Genomic DNA, 23,890 nt, shown 5'->3' on the forward strand with positions numbered 1-23,890 from the left:
CCTGAACGACGCAACCCTTCCTGCTTTCCGTCGCGGCTACCGCCTGCAATGGGAACCGACGCAGGAGAGCCATGTGATCCTTTACCCGGAAGGCATGGCGAAGCTTAATGAGAGCGCCACCGCCATTTTGCAGTTGGTGGACGGCACGCGGTCCGTCTCTGCGCTGATTGCTGAGCTGGATGCACGCTTCCCGGACGCGGGCGGCGTGGCGGAAGACGTGAAGGCGTTTCTCGTCCAGGCGGCTGAACAGAAATGGATAATTTTCCGTGAACCGGCCTGAATCAGCGGTCAAACCGCCGCTCTGGCTGCTGGCGGAGCTGACCTACCGCTGCCCGCTTCAGTGTCCGTACTGCTCGAATCCGCTGGATTTCGCACAGCAGGAGAAAGAGCTGACCACCGCGCAGTGGATCACCGTTTTCGAACAGGCGCGTGAAATGGGCGCCGTGCAGTTAGGCTTCTCCGGCGGCGAGCCGCTGGTGCGCAAGGATCTGCCGGAACTGATCCGCGCCGCGCGCGATCTCGGTTTCTACACCAACCTGATCACCTCCGGCATCGGCCTGACCGAGCGCAAGATCGATGCCTTTGCCGGGGCAGGACTGGATCATATCCAGATCAGCTTCCAGGCGAGCGACGAAACGCTGAACGCCGCGCTGGCCGGCTCGCAGAAAGCCTTCCGGACCAAGCTGGCGATGGCGAAAGCGGTCAAGGCGCACGGCTATCCGATGGTGCTGAACTTTGTGCTGCACCGGCACAATATCGATCAGATCGACCGCATTATCGATCTGAGCATTGAGCTGGACGCGGACGACGTCGAGCTGGCGACCTGTCAGTTTTATGGCTGGGCGCAACTCAACCGCGAAGGACTGCTGCCGACGCGCGAGCAGATCGCCCGCGCCGAAGCGGTGGTGCAGCGCTACCGCGAAAAAATGGCCGCCGGCGGCCATCTGGCGAACCTGCTGTTCGTCACGCCCGACTATTATGAAGAGCGTCCGAAAGGCTGTATGGGCGGCTGGGGCGCTATTTTCCTCAGCGTGACGCCGGAAGGCACGGCCCTGCCCTGCCACAGCGCGCGCCAGCTACCGGTGCAGTTTCCTTCGGTGCTGGAGCACTCGCTGCGCGATATCTGGTTCAACTCGTTCGGCTTTAACAAATATCGCGGCTTCGACTGGATGCCGGAGCCCTGCCGCTCCTGTTCCGAGAAAGAGCAGGACTTCGGTGGCTGCCGCTGCCAGGCCTTTATGCTGACCGGCAACGCCGACAACGCCGATCCGGTTTGCGGCAAATCGCCCCATCACGACACCATCCTGGCGGCGCGCGAGCAGGCCAACTGCACGCATATTCAGATCGATCAGCTACAGTTCCGCAACCGCGCCAACTCGCAGCTCATTTTCAAAAGCAGCGTGTAATGGAAGCTGAACGGCGGGTACTGGCAAACGGGCTGCGGATCGCCCTGATCCACGATCCTGACGCGTCGCAGGCGGCGGCGCTGTTCCACCTCGACGCGGGCAGCCTTCACGAACCTTACGCATGGCCCGGCCTGGCGCATCTGTTGGAGCACGTGCTGTTTGCCGGTAGCGAAGGCTTTCCCGGCGAGGCCCGACTGATGGCCTGGGCACCTGCCGAAGGTGCGCTGCTTAACGCCACCACGCAGGCGAACGCGACCGCCTGGTTTGTCGGGATGGCGGCAGACAAGCTGCCGGAGGCGCTGGCGCGGCTGGCGGATATGCTGGCGCGACCGCTGCTGGCTATTGACGCCGTGCGACAGGAAGCGAACGTTATTGAGGCGGAATACCGGCTGCTGGCGCAGCACGCCGGAGCGCAGTGTGAGGCTGCGCTGAGCCACGCTTTTGCGGCGCCACACCCTTTTCAACGTTTTCAGATTGGCAGCCGCGAGTGCTTCGGCGAGGATGCCATCGCGCTTCAGCAGGCGCTGAAGGCGTATCATCAGCGTTTTTTCCATGCCGGGAATCTGACGCTGTGGTTACAGGGGCCGCAACCCGTGGAGGAACTGGCAGCGCTGGCCGCGCACGTCGGCAGCGTTTTCCGCCTCGCCGTTCATCCCGCAACGCCGCCTCCCGCGCTTAAAGCCGGCGCGCAGCGGGCGTTTGCCATGCAGAGCAGTCGCCTGCGGCTGCTTCAGATCGGATTTCTGGTCAGCGCCTGCCACGCAGACAGCTTCGCCCTGCTGGAGGCGCTGCTTTACGATCCCGCACCCGACACGCTGCTTAACCGGCTGCGCCGGGAGGGGCTGTGTGACGAGGTAAAACTCCTGGAGCCTTACCGCAGCCCGTCGCAGTCGCTGCTGCTTTTTGAATTTCAGCTCTGCGAAACCGCCAGCGCCGGACGGATCGAAGCGCTGCTGCGGCGCTGGCTGGCGCAGCTTGACGCGCTCAGTGACACCACGCTCAGCCACTATGCTGCGCTGGCGCGCCAGCGCTTTCGCCGGCGTTCGCCGCTCGACCAGCTCCGCGCCAGGGCGTTTGGTTTTCCGCCCGCGTCAACGCAAGGCTTTGCCGGACTGCGGGCGCAGCTTCGCCCGGCGGACGCCGTTTCTCTGCACGTTGCGCCGGAGATCGTTGCGGAAAAGGTATGGCTGCGCGGTTTCCACCTGCGTTTTACCCCGACGCACCGCGAAGACGTCGCTCTTTTTCCTGCGCCCGTCATGAAATTTTACGGCGGCGGCAACCTTCCTGTCCTTTCTGCGCTGCCCGCCGATCGCGCTGCGCTAACGCATGTGCCCGCTGCGGACGCGACCCTGCTGCTGCTGAGTCCGCACCCTGACCTGCTGCTTCCCGCCACCCGCGCGGCGCAGATCGCGGCGGCGCTTGAGGCGCCGGGCGGCGAGTGCCAGCATGCGGGCGGCGAGGTGAGCTTCACCCGCGAGCAGGGCGTCTGGCTCCTTAAGCTCAGCGGCAGCGGCGAAAGGCTGCCGCTGATGCTGTACCGCGTGGTGCAAACGCTGCGCTCAATGGATGCGGCCGATATCGCCCGGGGCCAGCGGCTGGCCCGACGAATGCAGGAGGCGGCGTCCGAAGACATTGCGGTGCGCGCGCTGCTGGCGCGGCTGCCCGATCTGCTTCAGCGCAGTCGCGATAACGTACGGTGGCGCGCCGCGCTGTACGGCGGCGACGACGCGCTTGCCGATACGCTGAGCCGTCTGCTGTCGCACTTCCCCGCCCCGTTTGCTCCCGCCGACGCGCCGACGCGCCCGGCGGCGGTAAAGGCTGTCTGGCCGGTGGCGGGCAGCGATACCGCCGTGCTGGTTTACTGTCCGCTGGCCGACCACACGCCGCAAAATTATGTCGCGTACCCGGTGATGGCGGCGCTGTTCGGCCCACGCTTTTTTCAGCAACTGCGGGTGGAGCGAAATATCGGCTACGTGGTGAGCTGTCGCTTTCATCAGGTAGCAGGCACGGCCGGGCTGCTGTTTACGCTACAGTCGCCGACGCTGTCGGCCGCTGAACTTTTCGATCTGATTACGCATTTTATCAGCGAGGCGGGCGCGATTATTGACGCGCAGACTGCCGACAGCCTACGCGCGCTCGCGCTGCGCTGCCTTAACCCGGCGGCAGCACCGCGTCACGAGGCCGGGATCCTCGAACACTGGCAGACGCGTTACCCGCTGACGGCGGATCGCATTGACGCGCTCACGCCGGAAACGCTGCAAGCGAGTTACCGACAGCTCAGCGCATCGCCCCGCTGGCAACTGGCCAGCCGACCGTAACGGCGGCATCTTTTTAACTTACCCAAATCATCGGGTTAACATCTCTTTTACTTTACTTTCAAAACCTGCTTAAAGTTTATGCCGCGCCAGACCGATAATCTGTTACCGGGCAATCCCTTAATCTGAGTGCGCACTATGCTAAAAAATATAAAAGTCGTGACCTGCATCGCCGTGACGATGCTTGTTTTCAGTGCGCTTTTGCTGGTTTCCAGCGCGCTGTCCTTTAACGCCATCAGCCGTGACAAAGCGAACTTTACCCGCGCCAGCGTCCTGAATCATCAGCAGGGCGAGCTTAGCGATAGCTGGCAGACGCTGGTGAAAACCCGCGTCACCATCAACCGCGTCGCGATCCGTTTTCTGAAGAAGCAAACCGATCCGGCGTCGCTGGCGGCCATTGATAAGCTGTTAAACACCGCCGGGCAGACGCTCGATCAGGCGGCATCGCATTTCGATCAATATAAAAATTCGCCGGTACAGGCCGGACAGAGCGCCGACATCACCGCAGCCGTGGCGAATAATTATCAGCAGTTTTATGACACGCTGAAAATGTCGATCCAGTATCTCTCTGCCAGTAACTACGACGCCTACGGCAATCTCGATGCGCAGAAGGCGCAGGACGATCTGGAAAACAGCTACAACCTCTGGCGCAAGCAGAACAGCCAGCTTTTGCAGGCAGGTATGAACGATAACCTGGAAGGTTACAGCCATATGGCGTGGACGCTTGGTGTGGTGCTGCTGGCGCTGGCGCTGCTGGTGGCGGCGGTATGGGTGGCGATCCGCCAGGTTCTGCTGACGCCGCTGAAGCTGCTGCTTAAGCACATTCAGCGCATCGCCGGTGGCGATCTCTCTGAGACGCTGGTGCTGGAGAGCCGCAGCGAAATGGGTCAGCTCGCCAGCAACCTGACGGCAATGCAGCAGTCGTTGATCAGCACCGTCGGCAACGTGCGCGACAGTGCCAACGCCATCTACAACGGTGCCAGTGAGATATCAACCGGCAACAACGATCTGTCGGCGCGCACCGAGCAGCAGGCCGCCTCGCTGGAGCAGACGGCCGCCAGCATGGAACAGCTTACCGCCACCGTTAAGCAGAATGCCGAGAACGCCCGTCAGGCGTCGCAGTTGGCGAAAAACGCCTCGGATACTGCCGGAAAAGGCGGTCAGGTGGTAGATGGCGTGGTGCAAACCATGGGCGAAATCGCCACCAGTTCGAAGAAAATTGCTGATATTACCAGCGTGATCGACGGTATTGCTTTCCAGACCAATATTCTGGCGCTGAACGCGGCGGTGGAAGCGGCGCGCGCGGGTGAGCAGGGCCGCGGCTTTGCGGTGGTGGCTGGCGAGGTACGTAACCTTGCGCAGCGCAGCGCCCAGGCGGCAAAAGAGATCAAAGCGCTGATTGAGGCATCGGTCAGTCGGGTGAATGCCGGTTCGCAGCAGGTGGCGACCGCAGGTGAAACCATGCACGACATCGTCAACGCCGTGGTACGCGTTACCGACATTATGGGCGAGATCGCGTCGGCCTCCGACGAGCAGAGTCGCGGCATCGACCAGATTGGCCAGGCGGTCACCGAGATGGATCGCGTCACTCAGCAGAATGCTTCGCTGGTGCAGGAGTCCGCCGCTGCCTCTGCCTCGCTGGAGGAGCAGGCCAGCCGCCTTTCTCAGGCGGTGGCGGTGTTTCGCATTGACCAACACGCAGCCGCACTCACTGCCTCCGTGGTGAAGCCGCAGCCGCTGCGTCTGGCGGCGGCGCGTCCGGCTGCTGCCACCGATGCAGGCCACTGGGAAACGTTCTGATTTTAAACCGATCTGTCGTCACGGCCGCCTGATTCACTCAGCGGCCTTTTTTTTAACCGCGCATTAATAATAATCGTTCTCAAAATGATTCCAGAAACGGAATAATTAACAGCGCCGCGTGAATAATTATCAGTTAACTTTCATGATGTTACATTTCTGCTCAAATATCCTAAAAATAAAAACAAACGGTTTTTATTTCGACATCCGCCGTGCATAATGCGCTCAATTACTTATTATAAAATAAATATCATTTATGGAGCCGCGTTATGTTAACTGCTGATATGACCTCAAAACTGAACGATCAGTTGAACCTGGAATTCTTTTCCGCCAACCTCTATTTACAGATGAGCGCCTGGTGCGCTGATAAAGGTTATGAGGGCGCCGCCGTTTTTCTGCGCGGCCACTCCACCGAAGAGATGCAGCATATGCAGCGCCTGTTCAACTACCTGAGCGATACCGGCGCCATGCCGGTGCTCGGCAGCATCGCCGCGCCGCCGGTCACCTTCAACTCGCTGACTGAAGTGCTGGAGCAGGCCTATGAGCATGAGAAGCTGATCACCGGAAAGATTAACGAACTGGCGCATGCGGCAATGACCACGCAGGACTATTCAACCTTTAACTTCCTGCAATGGTATGTAGCCGAGCAGCATGAAGAAGAGAGGCTGTTCAAATCTGTCCTTGATAAACTGGCGCTGGCGGGCACCAGCGGCGAGAGCCTGTTCCTGGTGGATAAAGATCTGAAAACGATGGGTGATCACGCGCCGCAGTAGTCTTAACTGATTGAAAATCATGTTTAAAAAGGGCCATCGGCCCTTTTTTTATAGTTAACAACAATGTTTATCGGGCGTGCAGGGCGCGGTAAAGGCGTCAGCCCAAATCCGGCGAGGCACTGCATCTCTTCTTCGCTGATTTTAGCGAAAAACACGGTGACCTTGAGCAGCTGGCGTTAACCAGTTGCTCAAAAAAGGACTCAGGAAAAAAGGGATAAGCGATAAAATTTGCTGTCGACGGACATCAACGGGAAGGCGGCAGGAAGCGCCTCGCGAGTGACTTCGCTGAAGGCGTTTTTTTCGTAAAAGCGGTGCGCGGCAAGAAATTTATCGGTTGTGCCGAGGAAGATCTCCTTTACCTGCTGCTGACGGGCATGGGCAAGCAGCGTGGTCAGTAGCGCGCTGGCCACGCCGTACTGCCTGCCGCGCCAGGCCTGTGCCACAAACATTTTGCGCAGCGCCGCCTGCTGGTTGCCAATGTCCTTCAGGCCGATGCAGCCCACCACCCGATCGTCCACCACCGCCAGCCAGAAACCACCCTGTCCCTGCTGGTAAAAACCTGCGATGTCGCTCAGATCGGGCTGCTGCTCTGCGGTGATAGCAATGCCGAACTCCTGATTCTGGATCGGCAGGATCAGCGCGATAACGCCTTGCTGGTAAGCAGGCTGATAGCGCTGGAGGGTAACGTTATGACCAGACATATGCTCTCCTGATTCAGGCCCCGCCAACAAGCAAAGCGACATTTTGCAAACAGGTCGCAAATACGCCTTCACTGACCTCCTGCGCCACGTCGGCTTTGTCCACGCCGTCCGGCACGTCAAAATCGGCCCACCATTCGGCCAGCGTGGTGCCATCGTCTTTCGGGCTGAGTTTTACCACTGCAACATAGTCGGTCACCGGCATCACACCCTCGATGATCGCATAGTGCAGCTCCCAGCCGGAAACATCCAGTTTGAGCAAACGCTCGCGCACGAACCCGTCAGGCAGGGTCAGTTTACGGACTGCGCCCACGGCCGTTTCGGTAACGCCCTGCTCCAGCTCACTGTGTGAGATACCAGGGTGAATGCGTGGTAATCCGTTGAAATCAGAAAGAAACGGCCAAATCTGCGCAGGTGTGGCGGCGATAATACGGCTGGCATAAGCGGTATGAGACACGGGGAGGCTCCTTTTTTTGGGAATAAAAGACCTTAGCATGGTAACCGCGCTTTTTTTACTTCGCATTCACATTTAGAGCCCTGCCGCGCAATCGCGCTACCGGCGCGCAGCGTTTACCGCCGCCGGCAAATTCACCCGTTGCCAGAAGTTTTGTTCAGACGTTGTTCCCGACAGCGGATAGCCGCCTTCCAGCGCGGTAGCGACCATCAACTGGCGACGCTTCGCCGCAGAGAGTTGCGGCAGCGGGCCTTCCAGCAGCACTTCCGCCCCCTCAGGAACGATAACCGGTGAGGCGTTCACAGCGGCGTGCGGCAGGTGGTATGTCATCGTATAACGATAAAATCGATCCATCTGCGGTGAAGCGTAGGGGTCGGCATCGCCTGCCGGGCCTGCGCAGGCAGCGAGCGACGTTCCGCAGGCTTTTTCCAGTGCGCTGCGCAACTGCTGTTTCGCCTCGTCGAAAAGCGCGTGATATTTCACATCATTCAGATAGTGTGCCACGTTACGCTGCGCCACCATTCGCGAACCGATCAGATCGAGCGGATAGTGCACGCCCAGCACCATACGCGAATAGCCGTAGCGGGCGGCGCGATCCATCAGCGGCACAAAACGCTCCGGCAGCATTTCGCCCAGTAGCAGCGCATCGGTGTAACCGGTATTCGTATGGCCGCTGGGAAAGGCGCCTTCGGTGGCGCGATAGGGCTGATTGTCTTTCACTATCGATGCGTCAGGCACAAAATGAAGCGTATTGCCTGGCACTAAAAACGGTCGCGGATAGTTAAACTGTTTTTTTGCCGCGCTGGTGCTCACTTCGCTGGCCTTGATCAGCGCCGCCGCTTTATTGATTTCTCCGCGTTGATACGCAGCAATGAAAGCGCGTCCCAGTTTTGGCCCTAATGCATCGGCCAGAAAGAAGAGATGATCCTGACCTTCCGCGTCCACGATCGCCTGACGACGTTGGCCTTCAGACGCGTTCAGGTTAACCGCTTCAACCGTTTTCAGACTGGCGTCAAGCGTGGCCTGCGGCAGCGCAGAAAAACCGCTCAGCAGCATAATACCCGCCTGTTGGTTCGCGCGTTTGGCAAAGTCATAGCCGCTTGCTTTCAGCCAGGCGCTGTCGGCCAGCGTAGCGTTTTGTTTAACCTCTTTTAACTGCGCGCGCGTGAGCGTCGGCGCCTCGCCTTTCAGCGCATTCACCAATGATTGCCGCACGGTTTCTTCCATTGCGACAAGGTCGGCATTGTTACTGGCAGGCGTGGTGTTGTCGATCATTGTGTGAAGACGTTGAGGCGTCATCGCCTGGTTTTCAGCCTGGCTCATCGGGCTACAGATCAGGGACATAATCAACAGTGATTTGCGGATGCGCATTGCCGTTCCTTAAAAGAGAGAATAATCGCCTGGCAGGCTAAAAGACCGATGTGTCAAACAGATGAACGCGGGCATATTTTTCTTTCATGGCGTGGCAATCGCGAAGTCTGGCCCGGCAGCATGCTTATGACAGCGCGCGCCACCTTAGGCTAGAATTCATCCACGAGCATCTGTTGTCGGACACAATAATGAAAATTGATTTAGATATTACTTTCCGCAAGCTTGATATTTTTATGGCTTTTATGCACCGGGGAAATATAGCGCGCACCGCCGAGGCGCTGGGGATCAGCAGCGTGAGCGTGCACCGCGCGCTGCATACGCTGGAAGAGGGAATTCGCTGTCCGCTGTTTATTCTTCAGGGTCGCAACCTGGTGCCGCTGCCTGCGGCGCACACGCTTTTTCAGTACAGCCAGCAGGTGATGGATATCATGTCGCACGGCGTGGAAGAGACGCTGAAAACCGCCGGCATCGGGCTGGGGCGCGTGCGGCTGGGCACGCTCTATTCGCTGACGCTGGATACGGTGCCGCAGCTGATTATGGGTATGAAAGTGCGACGCCCCAGCGTTGAGTTCGATTTAACGATGGATTCCAACGAGGCGCTGCTCGGCAAACTGAAGTCCGGCGTCCTGGACGCCATTCTTATCTCACTAAACGACAGCGTTATCGATCGCCATCGCTTTGAGGTACTGCCGCTGTTTGAGGACGATATTTTTCTCGCGGCGCCGACCAGCGAAGTGCTGGACACGCGCCATAAAGCCGATCTGCGCGATTTCCGTCACCACAAATTCGTGTCGCTGGCGGAGGGGTTCGCCACCTATCACGGTTTTCAGGAAGCGTTTCATCTGGCGGGCTTCGAGCCAGATATCGTCATGCGGGTCAACGATATCTTCTCCATGCTGAGTCTGGTGCAGGCGGGCGTCGGCATGACGCTGATCCCCGGCCGCATGAAGCGCGTGTATGAAAACAGCGTACAGCTGCTGGAACTGGAGGCGCTGTATCAGATGCGGCAGACGCTGGCGATTATTTTTGAGCGTAACCGCGAGCACGATCCTAACCTGCTGGCGCTGGCCGCCGAGGGGCGCATGTACAGTCTTCAGCGCCTCAACGGGCGTGACGCAGTCGTTTAGCCAGCGTCAGGGCAAGCGTGGTGCCGCCCTGCTCAAGCGACAGCACCTCGCCGGCGGTAAATGCCTGGCGCGTCAGGCCGGTCAGTACCGCGCCCGGCGGCATCTCAATCGCCAGCTGCACCTCGCGCTCGTTGGCGGCGACCATCGCCTCGTGCCAGCGAACGGTACGCGACATATTAAACGCCAGATCTTCGGCAATCTGCGCCGGCTGCCAAAGCACCCGCGCGCTGCTGCCGCTCATATAGGCGAAGCGCGGGCGTTCCAGCGTGACGTCGGCAAAAGCGGCGGCCAGTTTTTTTGCCGGTTCGGCCAGCAGCACGCAGTGCGACGGCACGCTCACCCTGAGCCGATGGGCTTTCTCCGCGCCGGCGTCCAGCGCCTTTTGCGCCACCGCCTGCATTGCCGCTTCGCTGCCCGCAATCACCAGTTGACGTTCAGCATTGATATTGGCAATCCAGGTTTCCTCGCCCAGCAGTGGCTCCAACTGGTTAAGTGACAGGCCGACTACCGCCGTCAGGCCATAGCCTTCAGGATACGCCTGCTCCATCAGTTCGCCCCGCAGCGCCACCAGCCTCAGCGCATCGTCAAACGTCAGCGCTCCGGCCGCCACCGCCGCCGGAAACGCGCCAATCGACAGTCCGCAAACCATGTCCGGCGTCAGGCCGCGCGCCAGCAGATCGCGGGCGTGCGCCGTACCGGCTATCAGCAGACAGAGCTGCACCGCGCGGGTATGCCGCAGCGCATCGGCGCTGTCTAACTGCGCGGCCGGTTCGCCCAGCACCTCGCTGGCCTGCGAAAGGATCGCGTCGCCATCAGGCAGCCCCTGCAACATCCCGGGGCGCTGCGGCCCCTGCCCCGGAAAGGTCAGTAAAATTTTCATGCTATCTCCTGCCAGGGCGTTGCGGTCAGGCGCGGCCCGTCGTTTGTTTTCAGCATGACTCGCCCGTCGCGCAGCCACTCCGTCAGCGCAAAGGCGCCGTGCGACGTTTCAATTTGGGTGTCAACGCGGCACGGCAGCTGCTGGCTGAACTGCTGCCAGCGCATGAGCGCCTCGTGACTTACCGGTTCGGGGCCGCGGATCAGCAGATCGAGATCGCTGGCGCCGTGAATGACCGGCATGTCGGTCGCCAGCGCGTAGCCGACGCTACCGGTAATGCCCCATACCCACGGCCAGCGCTGCTGCGCCAGTTGGATCGCCGCCTGTACCGGCGGCAGCGAGACAAACGGCGAGCGAAGCAGAAACCCTGCCTCGCTCAGTGATTCTGGCGTCACCTGCCGCCGGACGGCGGAGATCGCAACCCAGGCGGCGGCGCGCTGCTCGCGCTTCAGGCCGCGAATCCCTACCGGCAGGCGTCCCGCCGCATCGCGATCGCGCCGGATCACCAGCGGCAGCGTCTGCCGCCACTGCGCGGCCACCCAGTCGGGCAACGCGCCGGTGAGGTCACTTTCGTGGGTAAGCCAGACCAGATCGTGCGGGTGAAACGCCTGTTGCATACTACATTCCTGAAGTTAACGAGATGAAGATCGGTAAGGTAATGATACACAGCACCGAGGTGATCAGCAGCACGGCTTCGGCATCGGGCGACTCCACGCCAAAGCGGTTACCGAATACCACGCCAAAGAAACCGGCCGACAGCGCAATCATCAGGATCGCGGTGATGGCAATCTGCCCGTGCAGCCCCAGCGCCATCACAATACCCCACGCGATCAGCGGCTGAATAACCAGCTTGGTCAGGCTGGCGACAATCACCGCCTGGTTGATCTTCAGCTGACGCGCAGAGAGGATCAAACCGGTCAGGAACAGTGCCGCCGCCGTGGCGGCCAGGCCCAACGGTTTGATGGTTGCCAGCACCATTTCCGGCATGCGAATGCCAATGGCGGAGAGCACCACGCCCAGCAACGGCCCCCACACGATCGGTTTGGTCACCGAACGCCACATCAACACCGGCAGCATCGCCAGGCTTGATTTCTGTACGCCGCCCGCAGCACGCGCTTTTTCGCGCTCAAGGATCAGCAGACAGAACGGCGTCATCAGTACCGATCCGCAGGCGATGGACACTGCCACCGACAGCGAGGTGCCCGGATTCTCACCCAGTACGCTACCGAGAATCGGCAGTCCCAGCGCCGCGTAGTTAGGCAGCGCCACGGTCAGCGTCAGCACCGCCGCATCCTGCGGAGACTTATGGAACACTTTTGTGCAGATAAAGTAGATTGCCGCGTAGGTAATCCACATCGCCAGCACTAACACGATAATCAGCGGCGACTGCTGCAAAATGCCCGCCCACGGCGTCTGCACGGTCGCGGAAAACAGCGCGGCTGGCAGGGCAAAATCCATTACAAAGATATTGAGAAGCGCCACATTGCGGTTATCGACCATCTTCGCTTTTCCGGCGTAAAAACCGAGCAGCATGATGACAAAAATCGGAGCAAGGGCATGAATAATCACGTAAGTCATAAAAATCACCTGTTAAACGTTAGAAATCGATAAGCACAGGCGCGATGAGTATTTTTTTTACAGGGTAGAACCATGAGCACGCAAAGCGTGCTCAGAAGATCGCCTGGCAGGTTTGTCTTTTTATGGGTGTTACCAGGCGGTGCGCATTTTTTCGCGTACCAGCGCAGAACTGCGTCGGTTTTCGGCCTGTAAGCGGCTGCTGAGGCCGGGGTCGCGACGGGCCGTCACTACGGCCTGTTCAACGGTGTGTCGTACGGTCGCGACGTCTTCGTCTGAAGGCGCATCGGCGTCGCCAATGTCCAGCAGATCCTCAAGCAGGCCGAGCGAGCGATAGTTGTCGATGTCGTAGGCCATCGGCGGAATGGTTTCCGCCAGCTTCTCCAGCGACTCGACGCTGCGCAGCGTGATACGCGCGGCGGCGTCTTTCCCCATCGCGTGGATCATCACGCCTTTGTCGTTAAAGGCGATAAGTCGGTTTGCCTGGTAGCCATGCGCCAGAAACGCGCCGGACATGGCTTTGCCGACAATCAGACCAATCACCGGATGACCGGCCAGCCGCGCGTTGGCGTAAGCGCCCGCCGCCCCCGCCAGCGCCTGGTGGATGCCGAATGCTTCTTCACGGCGACCATAGGCCTGGCTGGCAACGTCAATCACCGCGACAATGGGACGTTTGGTTTCGTTGTTCGCATCGGCGGCGATAACCTCGCTGACCACCTTCGCCAGCGTCCAGCCTTCAAGCAGCCCCACTTCCCCTTTGACCGCACGCGGGTAGTGGTTGTTGGCATCCGGGATCACCGCTACAAAGCGCGCCGGTTCATTGCCGAGCGTGGCGTCGGCCACCTGTACGGAGGGGCAAAGCCCGCTCATGCGCGGCGCGTTATCGGTAAGACGGGCAAGCCACGTCTCGCCACGGCTGATAGCGTTACTCATTATTCTTCTCCCCTGGCAAACAGCTGGTTAATTTGCTCAGCGTCGGCCTGTTTCGCGGTATCGAAGCGGCTCAGACGCGGCAGGAAATAGTCATAGTTATCGGAGCGATGTTGCGCGGGCACGCCTTTGGCGATGGCGTCGAGCATGGCTTTTTTCACCGTCTCTTCGCCGTCTTCCACCAGCGCGTCCACCAGGCCGCTGCGGAAACGGGTTTCGCCGCCGGTCATGCTCCAGATAAACGGACGATCGCGCGAATCGTATTCATCAATGCCTGCTTCCTGCTCGATAACCTGTGGGCCGTTCAGCCCCAGACGCGCTTCGCGGGTGACGATCAGATAACTACAGAGCGCGGCGGCAATCGACATACCGCCGAAGCAGCCTACCGTGCCGGCGATGATGCCGATGACCGGCGTGTAGCGACGCAGATCGACAATTGCCGCGTGAATATCGGCAATCGCCGCCAGGCCCAGGTTGGCTTCCTGAAGCCGCACGCCGCCGGTTTCCAGACAGAGTACCGCCTGGGTTGGGATGCCGTTGCGATTGTCTTCTGCCGCCAGCTCCAGCGCGGCCGCCATTTTTGCGCCGGACACTTCGCCCATGCTGCCGCCCTGGAAGGCGCCTTCAATGGCCACCACCACGGCGGACTGGCCGTTGATAGTGCCTTTTGCTACCACCATGCCGTCGTCGGCCTGGGTGACAATGCCCTGCGGCCCAAGCCAGGGCGACATGATGCCCTCGAACGGATCCAGCAGCTCGCGGTAGCTGCCCTCATCCAGCAGAAGATGTGCACGCTGGCGTGCCTTCAGCTCGATAAAGCTGCGTTCATTGCGCATCGCTCACCTCCTCAAAAACCTGCTCAATGCGGATACGCGCCACGCCCGGCGTGGCGCCAAAATCGTGAATTGTCATCTGACCCGACGGCAGGATGCCAAACGCGCTGAGGCGGTCGAACAGCGCCTGCCAGCGTTTGTTGCTGTTGTCCACCGAGGTGGTCAGGTTGACGGTAAGCTGTTGGCCGTTGTCGGCCACAAACAGCACTTCCATATCGCCGGAACCCACCACGCCTGACAGCGCTTTACCGCTGAGCTGGCGCGTGGCCGGAAGGGAAAAAGTGATCTGTTCCATAACGTCCTCTTAAAAAGGGAGATCGACCAGGCGATCTAAAAACAGCGTGGCGGCCAGCAGATCGGCGGCGCCACCCGGCGAGGCATTAAGCGCGAGCATCTGCGCATCAAGCGCGGCGAGCTTCTGTCGGCCCTGCGGCTGCATGACGCCACCGGCCTCCAGCACCGCCCGCGCGCCCTGCTGCATTGACGCCAGCCCGGCTGAACCGGCGCGGGAAAGCACGCAGGTATCGCTCAGCGACGACATAATCGCCATCAGCGCGTCGAGCTGCGCCTGTGCTTCGGAAGCCCCGGCAAGGCGGCTGCGCGCAAGCTGCGGCAGCGCCAGCGTGATAATGTGCGGAAAACCCTGCTGCGCCTCTTCGCGCGCGCCCGGCACCCGGTAACGTTGCGTGGCGCGCAGCCCTTTACTGAACAGCTTCGGCGCGGCGTCATCGCGGATGGCGGCCAGCGCGGCGGCGGTTTCCGCCAGCGCTTCAGGGCGGGTTTCGCCCTGCCGCATGGCGCAGGCGCTGACCAGCAGCCCTAGCGCCCAGATGGCTCCGCGATGGGTGTTAACGCCGCCCGTCGCCTGCATCATCTGCCGTTCGCCTTCGCGGCCCAGACGCCCTACTTCCTGACGCAGCGCCACGTCGGCCGGACGATGCCAGCTGTGCAGCGCCAGCGCACGGAAGGTTGGCATCAGGCTGTGTGCCGAACGCTCCATCAGCGCCAGCGTCAGATCCTGATGTGCGCCGCTGCCGCGGCTGTCCACCAGGCCCGGTTTCGGGCTGAGGCGCGCTTCGTCGATCAGGCAGCGGGTTGCCAGTTCCGCCATCTGCGTTGCGGGCAGCTCAATCTGTTGCAGTAAGGGCTGTTTCATTACCAGCTCCGGAATTTGGCCGGTGGGTTATAGAGACCGCCTGACCATTCAACCAGTTCGGCCACGCTGCCCGCCGCCAGCAGAGAGCGGCTGGCTTCCGTACGTTTGATCCCCAGATCTTCCGGGAAGGCCACTTTGCCTTCGCGGCGAAGATCGGCAACGCGTTTGGCGTCCACGCCGAGGCCGATATCGGTGATCCCGGCTACCGCCGCCACCATCGCGCGACGTTCCTCCAGCGTTTTTGCACGATAGAGGTAGGCAATCCCCTCTTCGGTCAGCACGTGGGTGACGTCATCGCCGTAAATCATTACCGGCGCCAGCGGCATTTTCGCGGCTTTCGCCACGTCCACCGCCTCAAGGCTTTCAACAAAGGTCGGCTTGCCGCCCGCCTGGAAGGTTTCCACCATCTGCACCACCAGCTTGCGGCCGCGCGCCAGCGGGTCCGGCTCGTTGATCATCGCCAGCCACGCCGGTGTTGCATGGCGTCGACCGTGCGGATCGTGACCCATATTCGGCGCGCCGCCGAAGCCGGAGAGGCGGCTGCGGGTGACCGTTGAGGAGTTGGCCAGGCCGTCAACCTGAAGGGTGGAGCCGATAAACATATCCACCGCGTACTGTCCGGCCATCTGGCAGAAGGCGCGGTTGGAACGCATGGAACCGTCGGCGCCGGTGAAGAAGACGTCCGGACGCGCCGCCACGTAGTTCTCCATGCCCATTTCGCCGCCGAAGCAGTGCACGCTGTCAACCCAGCCGCTTTCAATGGCCGGGATCAGCGTCGGATGCGGGTTCAGGGTCCAGTGCTTACAGATTTTGCCCTTCAGGCCGAGGCTTTCACCGTATGTCGGCAGCAACAGTTCAATGGCGGCGGTATTAAAACCGATGCCATGATTGAGCGACTGCACCTGATGTTCTGCGTAGATGCCTTTGATCGCCAGCATCGCCATCAGGATGTGTTCCTGCTTGATCAGGCGCGGATCGCGGGTAAACAGCGGCTCGATAAAGAACGGCTTGTCCGCCACCACCACGAAATCGATCCACGAACCGGGGATATCAACGCGCGGCAGATCGCACTCGTCATCCACCAGTTCATTCACCTGCGCGATCACGATGCCGTCATGAAAAGCGGCGGCTTCAACCAGCGCAGGCGTGTCTTCGGTGCTTGGGCCGGTGTAGAGATTGCCTTTACGGTCGGCCTTGTAACCAGCAATCAGCGCCACGTTTGGCGCAAGGTCAACGTAGAGACGAGAATAGAGTTCGATGTAGGTATGAATGGCGCCGATTTCGAGCTGTCCATCTTCCAGTAATTGAGAGATGCGCAGGCTCTGCGGGCCGGAAAATGAGAAATCGAGTTTACGGGCAATGCCCTTTTCGAATATATCAAGGTGTTCACTGCGTCCCACGCTCGGCATAATCATATGCAGATCGTGGACAATGGCAGGGTTCACCTCAGCCAGTGAGCGAGAAAGGAAATCAGCCTGTTTTTGGTTGTTTCCTTCAAGTACCACGCGATCGCCGGGCGCGATCAGTTTTTGCAGCATGCCAACCAGATCATCGGTTGGCAGCACTTTGCCGCTGACGCCAAGTGCCTCAATACGCCGTTTTTTTTCGGTACGGCGTGTATCCCAGGCGCGAGCGGACGTTTGTCCAGGCAACATATCACCTCCAGTAGATCTTACACGGGATTAGTAACTGGCTTAGAGTGTGTGCCTGTCGAATCGATTCATCAATTAAGCCCGTCGTGTAATCATTAGCCTGAAAGTAATGAATAGTAATAACTGTCTTATAACAGTTGTTTAAACGGGCACTTACTTTAAATGGCTCACAAAAAGCGGCTGCGGCTATTGCCATAAAACGCATGACCTCATCTGCTTTTGCTATTTCAGGCGCTTTGAACAGCGCGGCATACTGCATGCTCTGGTTACAGGAGTGTCGCAATGGCCTATTACCTTCATCAACAGCAGCGGATGGCAATTAAACAGCGCGCAGCAGGCTGGCTGGGACGCAGCGAGTTGCCCACCTGGGGCATTATTTTCTGCGTTTACGGCGGCTGGTTTAGCGTCACGGCCTGCTGGCAAACGCTGGGCCCGCTGCTGGCGACGCCGCTGCTGATCCTCCTCACCACCTGGTATATGTCGCTTCAGCACGAGCTGATCCACGGTCATCCCACGCGTCGGGATGGGTTTAATCAGCTTTTTGGCCTGCTGCCGCTGGCGGTATGGTTTCCCTGGCGGCTTTATCGTGATTCGCATCTTCAACACCATCGCGATGAAGAGCTCACCCTGCCCGGCTTCGATCCCGAAACCTACTACTACAGTCAGGAACAGTGGCGGCGCTGGCCGCGCCTTTTTCCCCTGCTTGCCGCCGTAAGGAATACGCTGGCCGGACGCGTGGCGTTGGGGCCGCTCATCGATATCGTCGGCACGCTGAAAAACGGGCTGCATAAAATAGCAGCAGGCGACGGGGCCGAACTGCGCATGTGGATCGGGCATCTGTTAATGCTGGCGGGCGTGTTCTGGTGGCTGGATCTGCACGGCATTGCCACGTTCTGGTATCTTGCCGCGGTGAGCTACCCGGCGCTGGGCTTGACCAAAATCCGCTCCTTTTACGAACATCGCGCGGAAGAAAATCCCGCTGCGCGCTCGGTGCTGAACGAGGCGGGGCCGCTGTGGCGCCTGCTTTTTCTCAATCTGAACTATCATTTGGTGCATCACGATCTGCCCGGTCTGCCGTGGTATGAACTGCGCCGCGTCTGGCTGGCGGACAGGGAGGCTTACCGCCAGCGCAGCGAAAACTTTGTGGTGAACGGTTACAGCGCCTGGTTTGAGGCGCATCTGTTGTCGCCGGTTGCCGTTAACGTTCACCCTTTTTCCTCTTCCGACAGGCGCGCCAATGATTGCTTCACTGCCGATGTATCCCTTCAAGCCGCAGCAGGTGGAATCGCTGTGGCAGGCGTTGAAGACCGCCATGCCCGGACACATGCTGCCCGCCAGCCTGAGCTGGCCCGATCCCCTGCTGCCGCACTGGCGGCAGCGCGATCTGCTACTGAGCCAGACCTGCGGCTATCCGCTGATGACCGCGCTGCCGACGGTGCAGGTGGTGGGCGCTTTTCATTACGACGCGCCGGGCTGCGACGGCGCGCACTATCGTAGCTGGATTGTGGCGCGCGAGACGGAAAGCGGCGATTCGCTGGCGGCTTTTCGCCAGCGTCGACTCGCCTGTAACAGTGAGGACTCGCAGTCCGGTTACCGTGCGCTGATGAAACTGACCGACGGGCCGGGTTTTTTCGCCGCCACAGAAATGTCCGGCAGCCACCGCCGTTCGCTGGCGCTGCTGCGCGAGAACCGGGCGGACGTTGCCGCCATCGACTGCGTAAGTTGGGCGCTGATCGGCATGCATTTTCCACAGGAGACGCGCGGGCTGAAGATCATCGGCCAGACCGCCAGCGTGCCGGGTCTGCCGCTGATCACCTCGGCCGATACGCCGCCCACGACCCTGGCGGCGCTGCGCAGCGGCTTACGAGACGTGGTCAGCGCGCCGCAGAATAAAACGCTGCTGGCAGCGCTGTTGATTAAGGATTTTTCCGTTTTGCCGCGCGAGGCATGGCGCGTGGTGCTTCCCTGACGCCTTGCGGTTAAAGCGTGTCCAGGCTACACTACCTTCGTAACATAACCTGTTATTTTTAATAACTTTTATCGCCTATTTTAATTGTTGGCATTAAGCGAAACCCGCAGCATAACATCACGCCGGTAGCCTGTTGATGACGTTAAAAGAATGCGGCAGTCCAACTCATCAACACAGCCTTTTGTATGAACAAACTGACTTCACTGCTGCTCCCCATTTGCCTGCTGGCAGGCGGCTGCGCGTCGCTCTCCCGCAACAGCGTTGATATTACGCCGCAGGCCAGCCTGCTGGCGAGCTGCCATATCCCGATCGGACAACAGATCGACGCGCTGGCGCAACCGCTGGTCGACCGTGGCCGCACGCCGGGCATGGTGGTCGCGCTGCTTCAGGCCGACGGCCAGCGGCAAATCTTCAGCTATGGCTTTACGGACAGCGATCGGCGTATTCCCGTTACCGGCGATACGCTCTTTGCTGTTGGTTCCATTACCAAAGGGTTTACCGCCGAGAGCGCGGCGCTGCTGGTGGATGAGGGGAAACTACGCTGGAACACCACGCTCGGCGAGCTGGCCGATAATCCACAGGCGCTGAGCGCCGATGCCAGACAGATAACGCTGGAGCAACTGGCGACCCACACCGCGGGCCTGCCGCGTCAGATAACCAGCCTGCATATGCTGCGCGGTCTGACGACTTATCTGTTTACCGGCGCCCCTTTTTACGACGAGCTGGATCGCGGCGACTTTCGTGACTACCTCCGTGACTTCCAACGCCCGACGCCACGCCGCGTGGTTTATTCCAATCTCGGCTACTCAATCCTTGATTACGCCATTGCCACAGGCGCGCAGGCCTCACCGCAGCAGATCGCCACGCAGCGGATCATTGCGCCCCTTGGCATGCACCACACCGGCTATCAGCCTTCGGCCCTGCCGGGTTATATGTTGCGAGCCAGAGGCCATGCGGGCGATCAGCCCACGTTCGTTCGTCGCGGCGAAACGGTGCCGGACTGGCAGTTTTCGGGTTATATGGTGGGCGCCGCTTCGCTATGGTCAAGCGCCAGCGATCTGTTGCGCTATCTGGATGCACACCTGAACGGCAGCGGACGTAACGATCTTGACCGCGCCTTTGCCGGGGCAATCATTCCACGCTTTCGTGCGCCTGAACGCGACTCAGCCGGGCTGGCGTGGTTAGTCAATGAGGTTAACGGGCAGAAAATCGTTTATCAGTCCGGGTTTATCGGCGGCTATGCCAGCTATATCGGCATGGATGTGAAGCACAAAACAGCGATTGTGGTGCTGCAAAACAGTTTCAACTGGGATAACGCTGTCGGTCACCGGATGCTGCTGAGGCTGGCGGCGGCGTCAGAGCATCGCTGTGAAAGCACGACGCCGCCTGCCACCCGCTAACGATGCACCAGCGGATGCCAGATCTCCGTCACCGCGCCCTCTCCGCCCGTGATCGGATCATGCTGCGGCATCGGCACGCGGTCGATGGCCTCAAGTGACTGCGTCATCAGCGACGGCTCGTCGCGGCATGTTTCAGGCTGCATCCCACGCGGGTAGGCTCCTACTGCAAAGAAGTCATCGCTGGCCGCCAGTTGCTGATGGCCAACGCCCGCCGGGATCAGCACCGCATCGCCCGTGTGCACCGTCACCGCCCGCCCGGTTTCACCGCCAAAGAGAATCTGTGCCGAGCCCGCGCTGATACCCAGCAGCTCATGGGTGTTGGGATGGTAGTGCGTATAGGGATAGACAGGATAGCGCCAGCGCGGCAGCCAAAGATGGCGGGCGAAGAGATCTTCAAACCAGCTGGCGATATCCTCCACATCGTCCGGCACCACCTGCGGATAGATAATCAGCGGCAGCGGGTTATTCGGCACGCCAGCGGTGCGCTGTAGCGTCATAAACTGTGGGTTGCCCGATGCGCCAGCGGAAAACGTCCCGGCAGCAAAAGACATCATGGCAAGCAGACTTCCTGATGGCAGCAACATACGACATCTCCTGTTGACAGGCGTAGGTTAATTTCTTGTGTCATTTTAGCATGACATAAAACTAAATATGTGCGCGCGTGAGCAGTTAAGTTATTAATTTTAAATACTTAACTCAAATCATCTTGCGTCACTGAAAACAATTGCATGGGAAGCGTAACAGAGAGGTAACACCAAAACGGCGTGCGGGCAGGAAAAGAAAAAACCGGTGGCAAAACGCCACCGGCTGAGCAATAAAACACTCAATGGCACTGACAGGTTACTGTAAACGGTCGGCTATCGGCTTAACGACGTTGACGCCATGCGGACCATAAAATTGATAAAGCGTATCGGCGGCAGCTTTGGTGAGCACCATGATTTCGATGCGCCGGTTGCTGGCAGCGTAAGGGTCGTTGGGGTCCAGTAGCATGCGATCGGCCATCGCGTTAACCTGCATGATGCGATCCTGCTGAATTCCCCCTTTCTCCAGTACGCGCCTTGCCGCCAGCGCGCGGTCACCGGAAAGATTCCAGTTGTTGTAGTTTTTAGCATCGCGGTAGTGCGCGGCATCGGTATGACCGGTGATCATGATCTGGTTATCGAGCCGGTTAAACACCGGCGCCAGTTCCGAGAGCAGGCGCTGAAAGAAAGGCGTCATGGTGACGCTGCCGCGCGTAAACATCATGCGGTTGCTGTCGTCCTTAAGCAGAATGCGCAGACCCTGCGGCACTTTTTCCAGCGACAGGTTGCCCTGCGCGTGGTTGGCCGCGGTGATGTCATTAATGGTATTGCTCAGCGTCTCCAGTTCGCGATCGGATCGGGAAATCACCTCCTCCAACTTCTCGGGTTCCGGCTTCGCCGCATCGCCGATCATCGCCGCACCTTTTCCACCCGCGTTAGTGATGGGCGCAAACCGTGATTCACTGAAAATGGATTCGCCGTTAAGGTGCGCCACAATCTCTTTACGCTCATCCTGCGTCACTGAACTGACAATTAACTTTGTGGTGGTGACGAAAGGGGCTGAACGTATTTCTGAAGTCTCCGCGCGCTTTACGCTGGATGCGCTACCCGGCAAGCAGATGGCGATTGACGCCGATCTTAATGCCGGACTGATCAATCAGGAGCAGGCGAGAACGCGTCGTAAAGACGTGGCGAACGAAGCGGATTTCTACGGTGCGATGGACGGCGCGTCGAAGTTCGTGCGCGGCGACGCCATCGCCGGGATCATGATCCTGGCGATCAACATCGTCGGCGGTATCCTGATTGGTATCTTCAGATACAACCTGGACGCCGGACAGGCTTTCGAACAGTATGTGCTGCTCTCCATCGGCGACGGTCTGGTGGCGCAGATCCCGTCGCTGTTGCTGGCGACGGCCGCCGCCATTATCGTCACGCGCATCAGCGATGATGACAGCGTTGGCATCTCTGACGACATCAAAACCCAGCTTCTGGCGAAACCGGCCACGCTCTGCACCGCTGCCTTTGTGATGTTTGTGTTGGCAATCGTGCCGGGTATGCCGCACGTGGTCTTTCTGGTCTTTACCGCCCTGCTGCTGTTTACCGCCTGGCGTCAACATCAGAACGCGGCAAAACCGCAGCAGAACGCGCAAGAGATGCAGGCCATCAGCAACGTGCTTGAGGATAATGACGTCGCCGTCAGCTGGCAGAGCATTCCGCTGATTGAGCCGCTGGGGCTGAACCTTGGCTACAAGCTGGTGACGCTGGTGGATAAATCGAAAGGCAATCCGCTGACGCAACGCGTGCGCGGCGTGCGCCAGGTCGTTTCGGAAACCAGCGGCATTCTGCTGCCTGAAGTTTCGATTCGGGAAGATTTCCGCCTCAAGCCCACGCAGTATGCGATTAAGGTGAACGGCGTGCGCACCGCCATTGGCGAAGTGCATGCCGAACGCCTGATGGCCATCCCCACCGCCGAGCAGTATGGCGAAGTGGACGGCATTCTGGATAACGATCCGGCCTATGGCCTGGCGATTACCTGGATTACGCCGGAAACCAAGCCCAGGGCGCTGAACCTGGGTTATCAGGTGGTGGACTGCGCCAGCGTTATCGCCACGCACCTTAATAAGATCGCCCGCGAACATCTGCCGGAATTGTTCAATTATGATGACATTACCCACCTTCACCAGCGCCTTGCCGAGATTGCGCCGCGGCTGGCGGACGATCTGCAAAATGCGCTCAACTACAGCCTTCAGCTAAAGGTTTTTCGCCTGTTGCTCAACGATCAGGTTTCACTGAAGGACGTTATCACTATTGCCACCACGCTGGTGGAGAGCGCGCCCATCACCAAAGATCCGATCCTGCTGGCTTCAGACGTGCGCTACGCGCTGCGTCGGGCAATGGTGGCGGCTATCGCACCGGACAACAGGCCGCTCTCGGCCTGGACGCTGGATAACGCGCTGGAGAATCTGTTGCTCGGTTCGCTGAATCAGGCGCAGCAGGCGGGCAAGGTGAGCCTGGACAGCTTTCCGGTCGACCCCAATATTCTGACTCAGCTTCAGTCAACGCTGCCGGTGGTGCTGGAGCAGTTGAAAGCACAAAACCTGACCACCGTACTGCTGGTGACGCCACAGCTACGACCGCTGATTGCCCGCTACGCGCGGCTGTTCGCTGCCGGGCTGCACGTGCTTTCTTATAACGAGGTGCCGGACGATGTGGACTTGCGGATTGTCGGGAACGTCAACTGACAGGTTGCGGGGCATTCGGCCCCGCTCACAAAGCATATTATCCTTTTGCCCGATAGTCCTGTGGAATCGTAAACGGCCGATCCGCGCGATAGTAGCCGCCATCCTTCACTTCTTCGATCAGCACCATGGTATGAGCACGCGCCGCCTCGCTGAAATATTCAACCAGCAGTTCGGTCACCCGGTGGCCGATCTCTTCTTTCTGCGCCACGCTCAGCGCGGCTTCAGGCGTTTTGATATTAACGAATGGCATAGTGGTTTCCTTCAGTTTACAGAGAGTGACCGTGGTAGCGTAAGC

Annotated in this window: 24 protein-coding genes; 10 read left to right on the top strand and 14 right to left on the bottom strand. The window is 59.7% G+C overall.

Annotated elements, in window-relative coordinates:
- Window position 1: 1 nt before the first annotated feature.
- From pqqD to ftnA, 5 genes are all read left to right on the top strand, one after another.
- Window positions 2-280 carry a pyrroloquinoline quinone biosynthesis peptide chaperone PqqD gene (pqqD, locus tag FA91_RS15165; RefSeq protein ID WP_156103123.1) on the top strand — a complete coding sequence of 93 codons (279 nt, stop codon included), beginning with the start codon at window positions 2-4 and terminating at the stop codon, window positions 278-280.
- Entirely contained in the window at window positions 267-1,406 is a 1,140-nt protein-coding gene (gene pqqE, locus FA91_RS15170) for a pyrroloquinoline quinone biosynthesis protein PqqE (protein ID WP_034916953.1), read from the top strand. The genes pqqD and pqqE overlap by 14 nt, the downstream gene beginning before the upstream one ends.
- Window positions 1,406-3,724, top strand: coding sequence for a pyrroloquinoline quinone biosynthesis protein PqqF (gene pqqF / locus FA91_RS15175; protein ID WP_034916954.1), 2,319 nt, complete (start codon window positions 1,406-1,408; stop codon window positions 3,722-3,724). Before pqqE ends, pqqF begins: the two co-directional genes overlap by 1 nt.
- A 135-nt stretch (window positions 3,725-3,859) precedes the next feature.
- Entirely contained in the window at window positions 3,860-5,521 is a 1,662-nt protein-coding gene (locus FA91_RS15180; RefSeq protein ID WP_034916956.1) for a methyl-accepting chemotaxis protein, read from the top strand.
- A 266-nt stretch (window positions 5,522-5,787) separates the two neighbouring features.
- Window positions 5,788-6,291 carry a non-heme ferritin gene (ftnA, locus tag FA91_RS15185; protein ID WP_034916958.1) on the top strand — a complete coding sequence of 168 codons (504 nt, stop codon included), beginning with the start codon at window positions 5,788-5,790 and terminating at the stop codon, window positions 6,289-6,291.
- A 200-nt stretch (window positions 6,292-6,491) separates the two neighbouring features.
- On the opposite strand, the gene FA91_RS15190 is transcribed toward ftnA, so the two are convergent.
- The 3 genes from FA91_RS15190 to FA91_RS15200 all read right to left on the bottom strand — a co-directional run bounded on the left by FA91_RS15190 (window position 6,492) and on the right by FA91_RS15200 (window position 8,814).
- On the bottom strand, window positions 6,492-6,992 hold the full coding sequence (locus FA91_RS15190) for a GNAT family N-acetyltransferase (RefSeq protein WP_034916959.1): 501 nt from the start codon (window positions 6,990-6,992) through the stop codon (window positions 6,492-6,494).
- A gap of 13 nt (window positions 6,993-7,005) precedes the next feature.
- The gene (locus FA91_RS15195; protein WP_034916960.1) at window positions 7,006-7,446 is read right to left on the bottom strand and encodes an SRPBCC family protein; all 441 of its coding nucleotides are present in this window, start codon (window positions 7,444-7,446) and stop codon (window positions 7,006-7,008) included.
- A 96-nt stretch (window positions 7,447-7,542) separates the two neighbouring features.
- Window positions 7,543-8,814, bottom strand: coding sequence for a phosphatase PAP2 family protein (locus FA91_RS15200; protein WP_034916962.1), 1,272 nt, complete (start codon window positions 8,812-8,814; stop codon window positions 7,543-7,545).
- 188 nt (window positions 8,815-9,002) lie between these two features.
- Between FA91_RS15200 and FA91_RS15205 the strand changes: the two genes are divergently transcribed.
- Window positions 9,003-9,941 carry a LysR family transcriptional regulator gene (locus FA91_RS15205; RefSeq protein WP_034916963.1) on the top strand — a complete coding sequence of 313 codons (939 nt, stop codon included), beginning with the start codon at window positions 9,003-9,005 and terminating at the stop codon, window positions 9,939-9,941.
- On the opposite strand, the gene mdcH is transcribed toward FA91_RS15205, so the two are convergent.
- The 8 genes from mdcH to mdcA all read right to left on the bottom strand — a co-directional run bounded on the left by mdcH (window position 9,916) and on the right by mdcA (window position 16,967).
- Window positions 9,916-10,821: a malonate decarboxylase subunit epsilon gene (gene mdcH, locus FA91_RS15210; RefSeq protein WP_034916965.1), complete on the bottom strand. Its 906-nt coding sequence runs from the start codon at window positions 10,819-10,821 to the stop codon at window positions 9,916-9,918. The genes FA91_RS15205 and mdcH overlap by 26 nt on opposite strands.
- Window positions 10,818-11,435, bottom strand: a complete 618-nt coding sequence (locus FA91_RS15215; RefSeq protein ID WP_034916967.1) for a malonate decarboxylase holo-ACP synthase — start codon at window positions 11,433-11,435, stop codon at window positions 10,818-10,820. Before FA91_RS15215 ends, mdcH begins: the two co-directional genes overlap by 4 nt.
- A gap of 1 nt (window position 11,436) precedes the next feature.
- The gene (locus tag FA91_RS15220) at window positions 11,437-12,396 is read right to left on the bottom strand and encodes an AEC family transporter (RefSeq protein ID WP_034916968.1); all 960 of its coding nucleotides are present in this window, start codon (window positions 12,394-12,396) and stop codon (window positions 11,437-11,439) included.
- A gap of 129 nt (window positions 12,397-12,525) precedes the next feature.
- Entirely contained in the window at window positions 12,526-13,326 is an 801-nt protein-coding gene (gene mdcE, locus FA91_RS15225) for a biotin-independent malonate decarboxylase subunit gamma (RefSeq protein WP_034916970.1), read from the bottom strand.
- Window positions 13,326-14,159, bottom strand: a complete 834-nt coding sequence (locus FA91_RS15230; protein WP_034916971.1) for a biotin-independent malonate decarboxylase subunit beta — start codon at window positions 14,157-14,159, stop codon at window positions 13,326-13,328. Before FA91_RS15230 ends, mdcE begins: the two co-directional genes overlap by 1 nt.
- On the bottom strand, window positions 14,149-14,451 hold the full coding sequence (mdcC, locus tag FA91_RS15235) for a malonate decarboxylase acyl carrier protein (RefSeq protein WP_034916973.1): 303 nt from the start codon (window positions 14,449-14,451) through the stop codon (window positions 14,149-14,151). Before mdcC ends, FA91_RS15230 begins: the two co-directional genes overlap by 11 nt.
- 9 nt (window positions 14,452-14,460) lie before the next feature.
- Window positions 14,461-15,312: a triphosphoribosyl-dephospho-CoA synthase gene (locus FA91_RS15240; protein WP_034916975.1), complete on the bottom strand. Its 852-nt coding sequence runs from the start codon at window positions 15,310-15,312 to the stop codon at window positions 14,461-14,463.
- Window positions 15,312-16,967: a malonate decarboxylase subunit alpha gene (mdcA, locus tag FA91_RS15245; protein WP_034916977.1), complete on the bottom strand. Its 1,656-nt coding sequence runs from the start codon at window positions 16,965-16,967 to the stop codon at window positions 15,312-15,314. The genes FA91_RS15240 and mdcA overlap by 1 nt, the downstream gene beginning before the upstream one ends.
- Window positions 16,968-17,246: 279 nt before the next feature.
- Here mdcA and FA91_RS15255 point away from each other — a divergent pair, with 279 nt between their 5' ends.
- The 3 genes from FA91_RS15255 (at window position 17,247) to FA91_RS15265 (ending at window position 20,333) form a co-directional block, all read left to right on the top strand.
- On the top strand, window positions 17,247-18,461 hold the full coding sequence (locus tag FA91_RS15255; RefSeq protein ID WP_072032311.1) for a fatty acid desaturase: 1,215 nt from the start codon (window positions 17,247-17,249) through the stop codon (window positions 18,459-18,461).
- Window positions 18,382-18,933 carry a PhnD/SsuA/transferrin family substrate-binding protein gene (locus FA91_RS15260; RefSeq protein ID WP_082212597.1) on the top strand — a complete coding sequence of 184 codons (552 nt, stop codon included), beginning with the start codon at window positions 18,382-18,384 and terminating at the stop codon, window positions 18,931-18,933. Before FA91_RS15255 ends, FA91_RS15260 begins: the two co-directional genes overlap by 80 nt.
- A 185-nt stretch (window positions 18,934-19,118) precedes the next feature.
- Entirely contained in the window at window positions 19,119-20,333 is a 1,215-nt protein-coding gene (locus FA91_RS15265; RefSeq protein WP_034916980.1) for a serine hydrolase domain-containing protein, read from the top strand.
- Here the strand turns inward: FA91_RS15265 and FA91_RS15270 are convergent.
- Complete coding sequence (locus tag FA91_RS15270; RefSeq protein WP_034916982.1) at window positions 20,330-20,917, bottom strand: cupin domain-containing protein; 588 nt, start codon at window positions 20,915-20,917, stop codon at window positions 20,330-20,332. The genes FA91_RS15265 and FA91_RS15270 overlap by 4 nt on opposite strands.
- Before the next feature lie 256 nt (window positions 20,918-21,173).
- The gene (locus FA91_RS15275) at window positions 21,174-21,923 is read right to left on the bottom strand and encodes an OmpA family protein (protein WP_051937450.1); all 750 of its coding nucleotides are present in this window, start codon (window positions 21,921-21,923) and stop codon (window positions 21,174-21,176) included.
- Between FA91_RS15275 and FA91_RS15280 the strand changes: the two genes are divergently transcribed.
- Window positions 21,886-23,595 (top strand): FHIPEP family type III secretion protein, encoded by a 1,710-nt coding sequence (locus tag FA91_RS15280; protein ID WP_231566811.1) that lies wholly within the window; start codon window positions 21,886-21,888, stop codon window positions 23,593-23,595. The two genes, FA91_RS15275 and FA91_RS15280, sit on opposite strands and share 38 nt — an antisense overlap.
- Window positions 23,596-23,632: 37 nt before the next feature.
- On the opposite strand, the gene FA91_RS15285 is transcribed toward FA91_RS15280, so the two are convergent.
- Entirely contained in the window at window positions 23,633-23,845 is a 213-nt protein-coding gene (locus FA91_RS15285; RefSeq protein WP_034916987.1) for a 4-oxalocrotonate tautomerase family protein, read from the bottom strand.
- Between the last annotated feature and the right edge of the window lie 45 nt (window positions 23,846-23,890).

The organism is Erwinia sp. 9145, from assembly GCF_000745075.1.
In the GTDB taxonomy this organism is placed as follows: domain Bacteria; phylum Pseudomonadota; class Gammaproteobacteria; order Enterobacterales; family Enterobacteriaceae; genus Erwinia; species Erwinia oleae.

What these genes read in the sequence shown, in the direction of transcription:
- pqqF (WP_034916954.1), top strand. Translation starts at nt 1,406, where the DNA reads ATGGAAGCTGAACGGCGGGTACTGGCAAACGGGCTGCGGATCGCCCTG.
- FA91_RS15180 (WP_034916956.1), top strand. Translation starts at nt 3,860, where the DNA reads ATGCTAAAAAATATAAAAGTCGTGACCTGCATCGCCGTGACGATGCTT.
- ftnA (WP_034916958.1), top strand. Translation starts at nt 5,788, where the DNA reads ATGTTAACTGCTGATATGACCTCAAAACTGAACGATCAGTTGAACCTG.
- FA91_RS15190 (WP_034916959.1), bottom strand. Translation starts at nt 6,992, where the DNA reads ATGTCTGGTCATAACGTTACCCTCCAGCGCTATCAGCCTGCTTACCAG.
- FA91_RS15200 (WP_034916962.1), bottom strand. Translation starts at nt 8,814, where the DNA reads ATGCGCATCCGCAAATCACTGTTGATTATGTCCCTGATCTGTAGCCCG.
- FA91_RS15205 (WP_034916963.1), top strand. Translation starts at nt 9,003, where the DNA reads ATGAAAATTGATTTAGATATTACTTTCCGCAAGCTTGATATTTTTATG.
- mdcH (WP_034916965.1), bottom strand. Translation starts at nt 10,821, where the DNA reads ATGAAAATTTTACTGACCTTTCCGGGGCAGGGGCCGCAGCGCCCCGGG.
- FA91_RS15215 (WP_034916967.1), bottom strand. Translation starts at nt 11,435, where the DNA reads ATGCAACAGGCGTTTCACCCGCACGATCTGGTCTGGCTTACCCACGAA.
- FA91_RS15220 (WP_034916968.1), bottom strand. Translation starts at nt 12,396, where the DNA reads ATGACTTACGTGATTATTCATGCCCTTGCTCCGATTTTTGTCATCATG.
- mdcE (WP_034916970.1), bottom strand. Translation starts at nt 13,326, where the DNA reads ATGAGTAACGCTATCAGCCGTGGCGAGACGTGGCTTGCCCGTCTTACC.
- FA91_RS15230 (WP_034916971.1), bottom strand. Translation starts at nt 14,159, where the DNA reads ATGCGCAATGAACGCAGCTTTATCGAGCTGAAGGCACGCCAGCGTGCA.
- mdcC (WP_034916973.1), bottom strand. Translation starts at nt 14,451, where the DNA reads ATGGAACAGATCACTTTTTCCCTTCCGGCCACGCGCCAGCTCAGCGGT.
- FA91_RS15240 (WP_034916975.1), bottom strand. Translation starts at nt 15,312, where the DNA reads ATGAAACAGCCCTTACTGCAACAGATTGAGCTGCCCGCAACGCAGATG.
- mdcA (WP_034916977.1), bottom strand. Translation starts at nt 16,967, where the DNA reads ATGTTGCCTGGACAAACGTCCGCTCGCGCCTGGGATACACGCCGTACC.
- FA91_RS15255 (WP_072032311.1), top strand. Translation starts at nt 17,247, where the DNA reads ATGGCCTATTACCTTCATCAACAGCAGCGGATGGCAATTAAACAGCGC.
- FA91_RS15260 (WP_082212597.1), top strand. Translation starts at nt 18,382, where the DNA reads ATGACCGCGCTGCCGACGGTGCAGGTGGTGGGCGCTTTTCATTACGAC.
- FA91_RS15265 (WP_034916980.1), top strand. Translation starts at nt 19,119, where the DNA reads ATGAACAAACTGACTTCACTGCTGCTCCCCATTTGCCTGCTGGCAGGC.
- FA91_RS15270 (WP_034916982.1), bottom strand. Translation starts at nt 20,917, where the DNA reads ATGTTGCTGCCATCAGGAAGTCTGCTTGCCATGATGTCTTTTGCTGCC.
- FA91_RS15285 (WP_034916987.1), bottom strand. Translation starts at nt 23,845, where the DNA reads ATGCCATTCGTTAATATCAAAACGCCTGAAGCCGCGCTGAGCGTGGCG.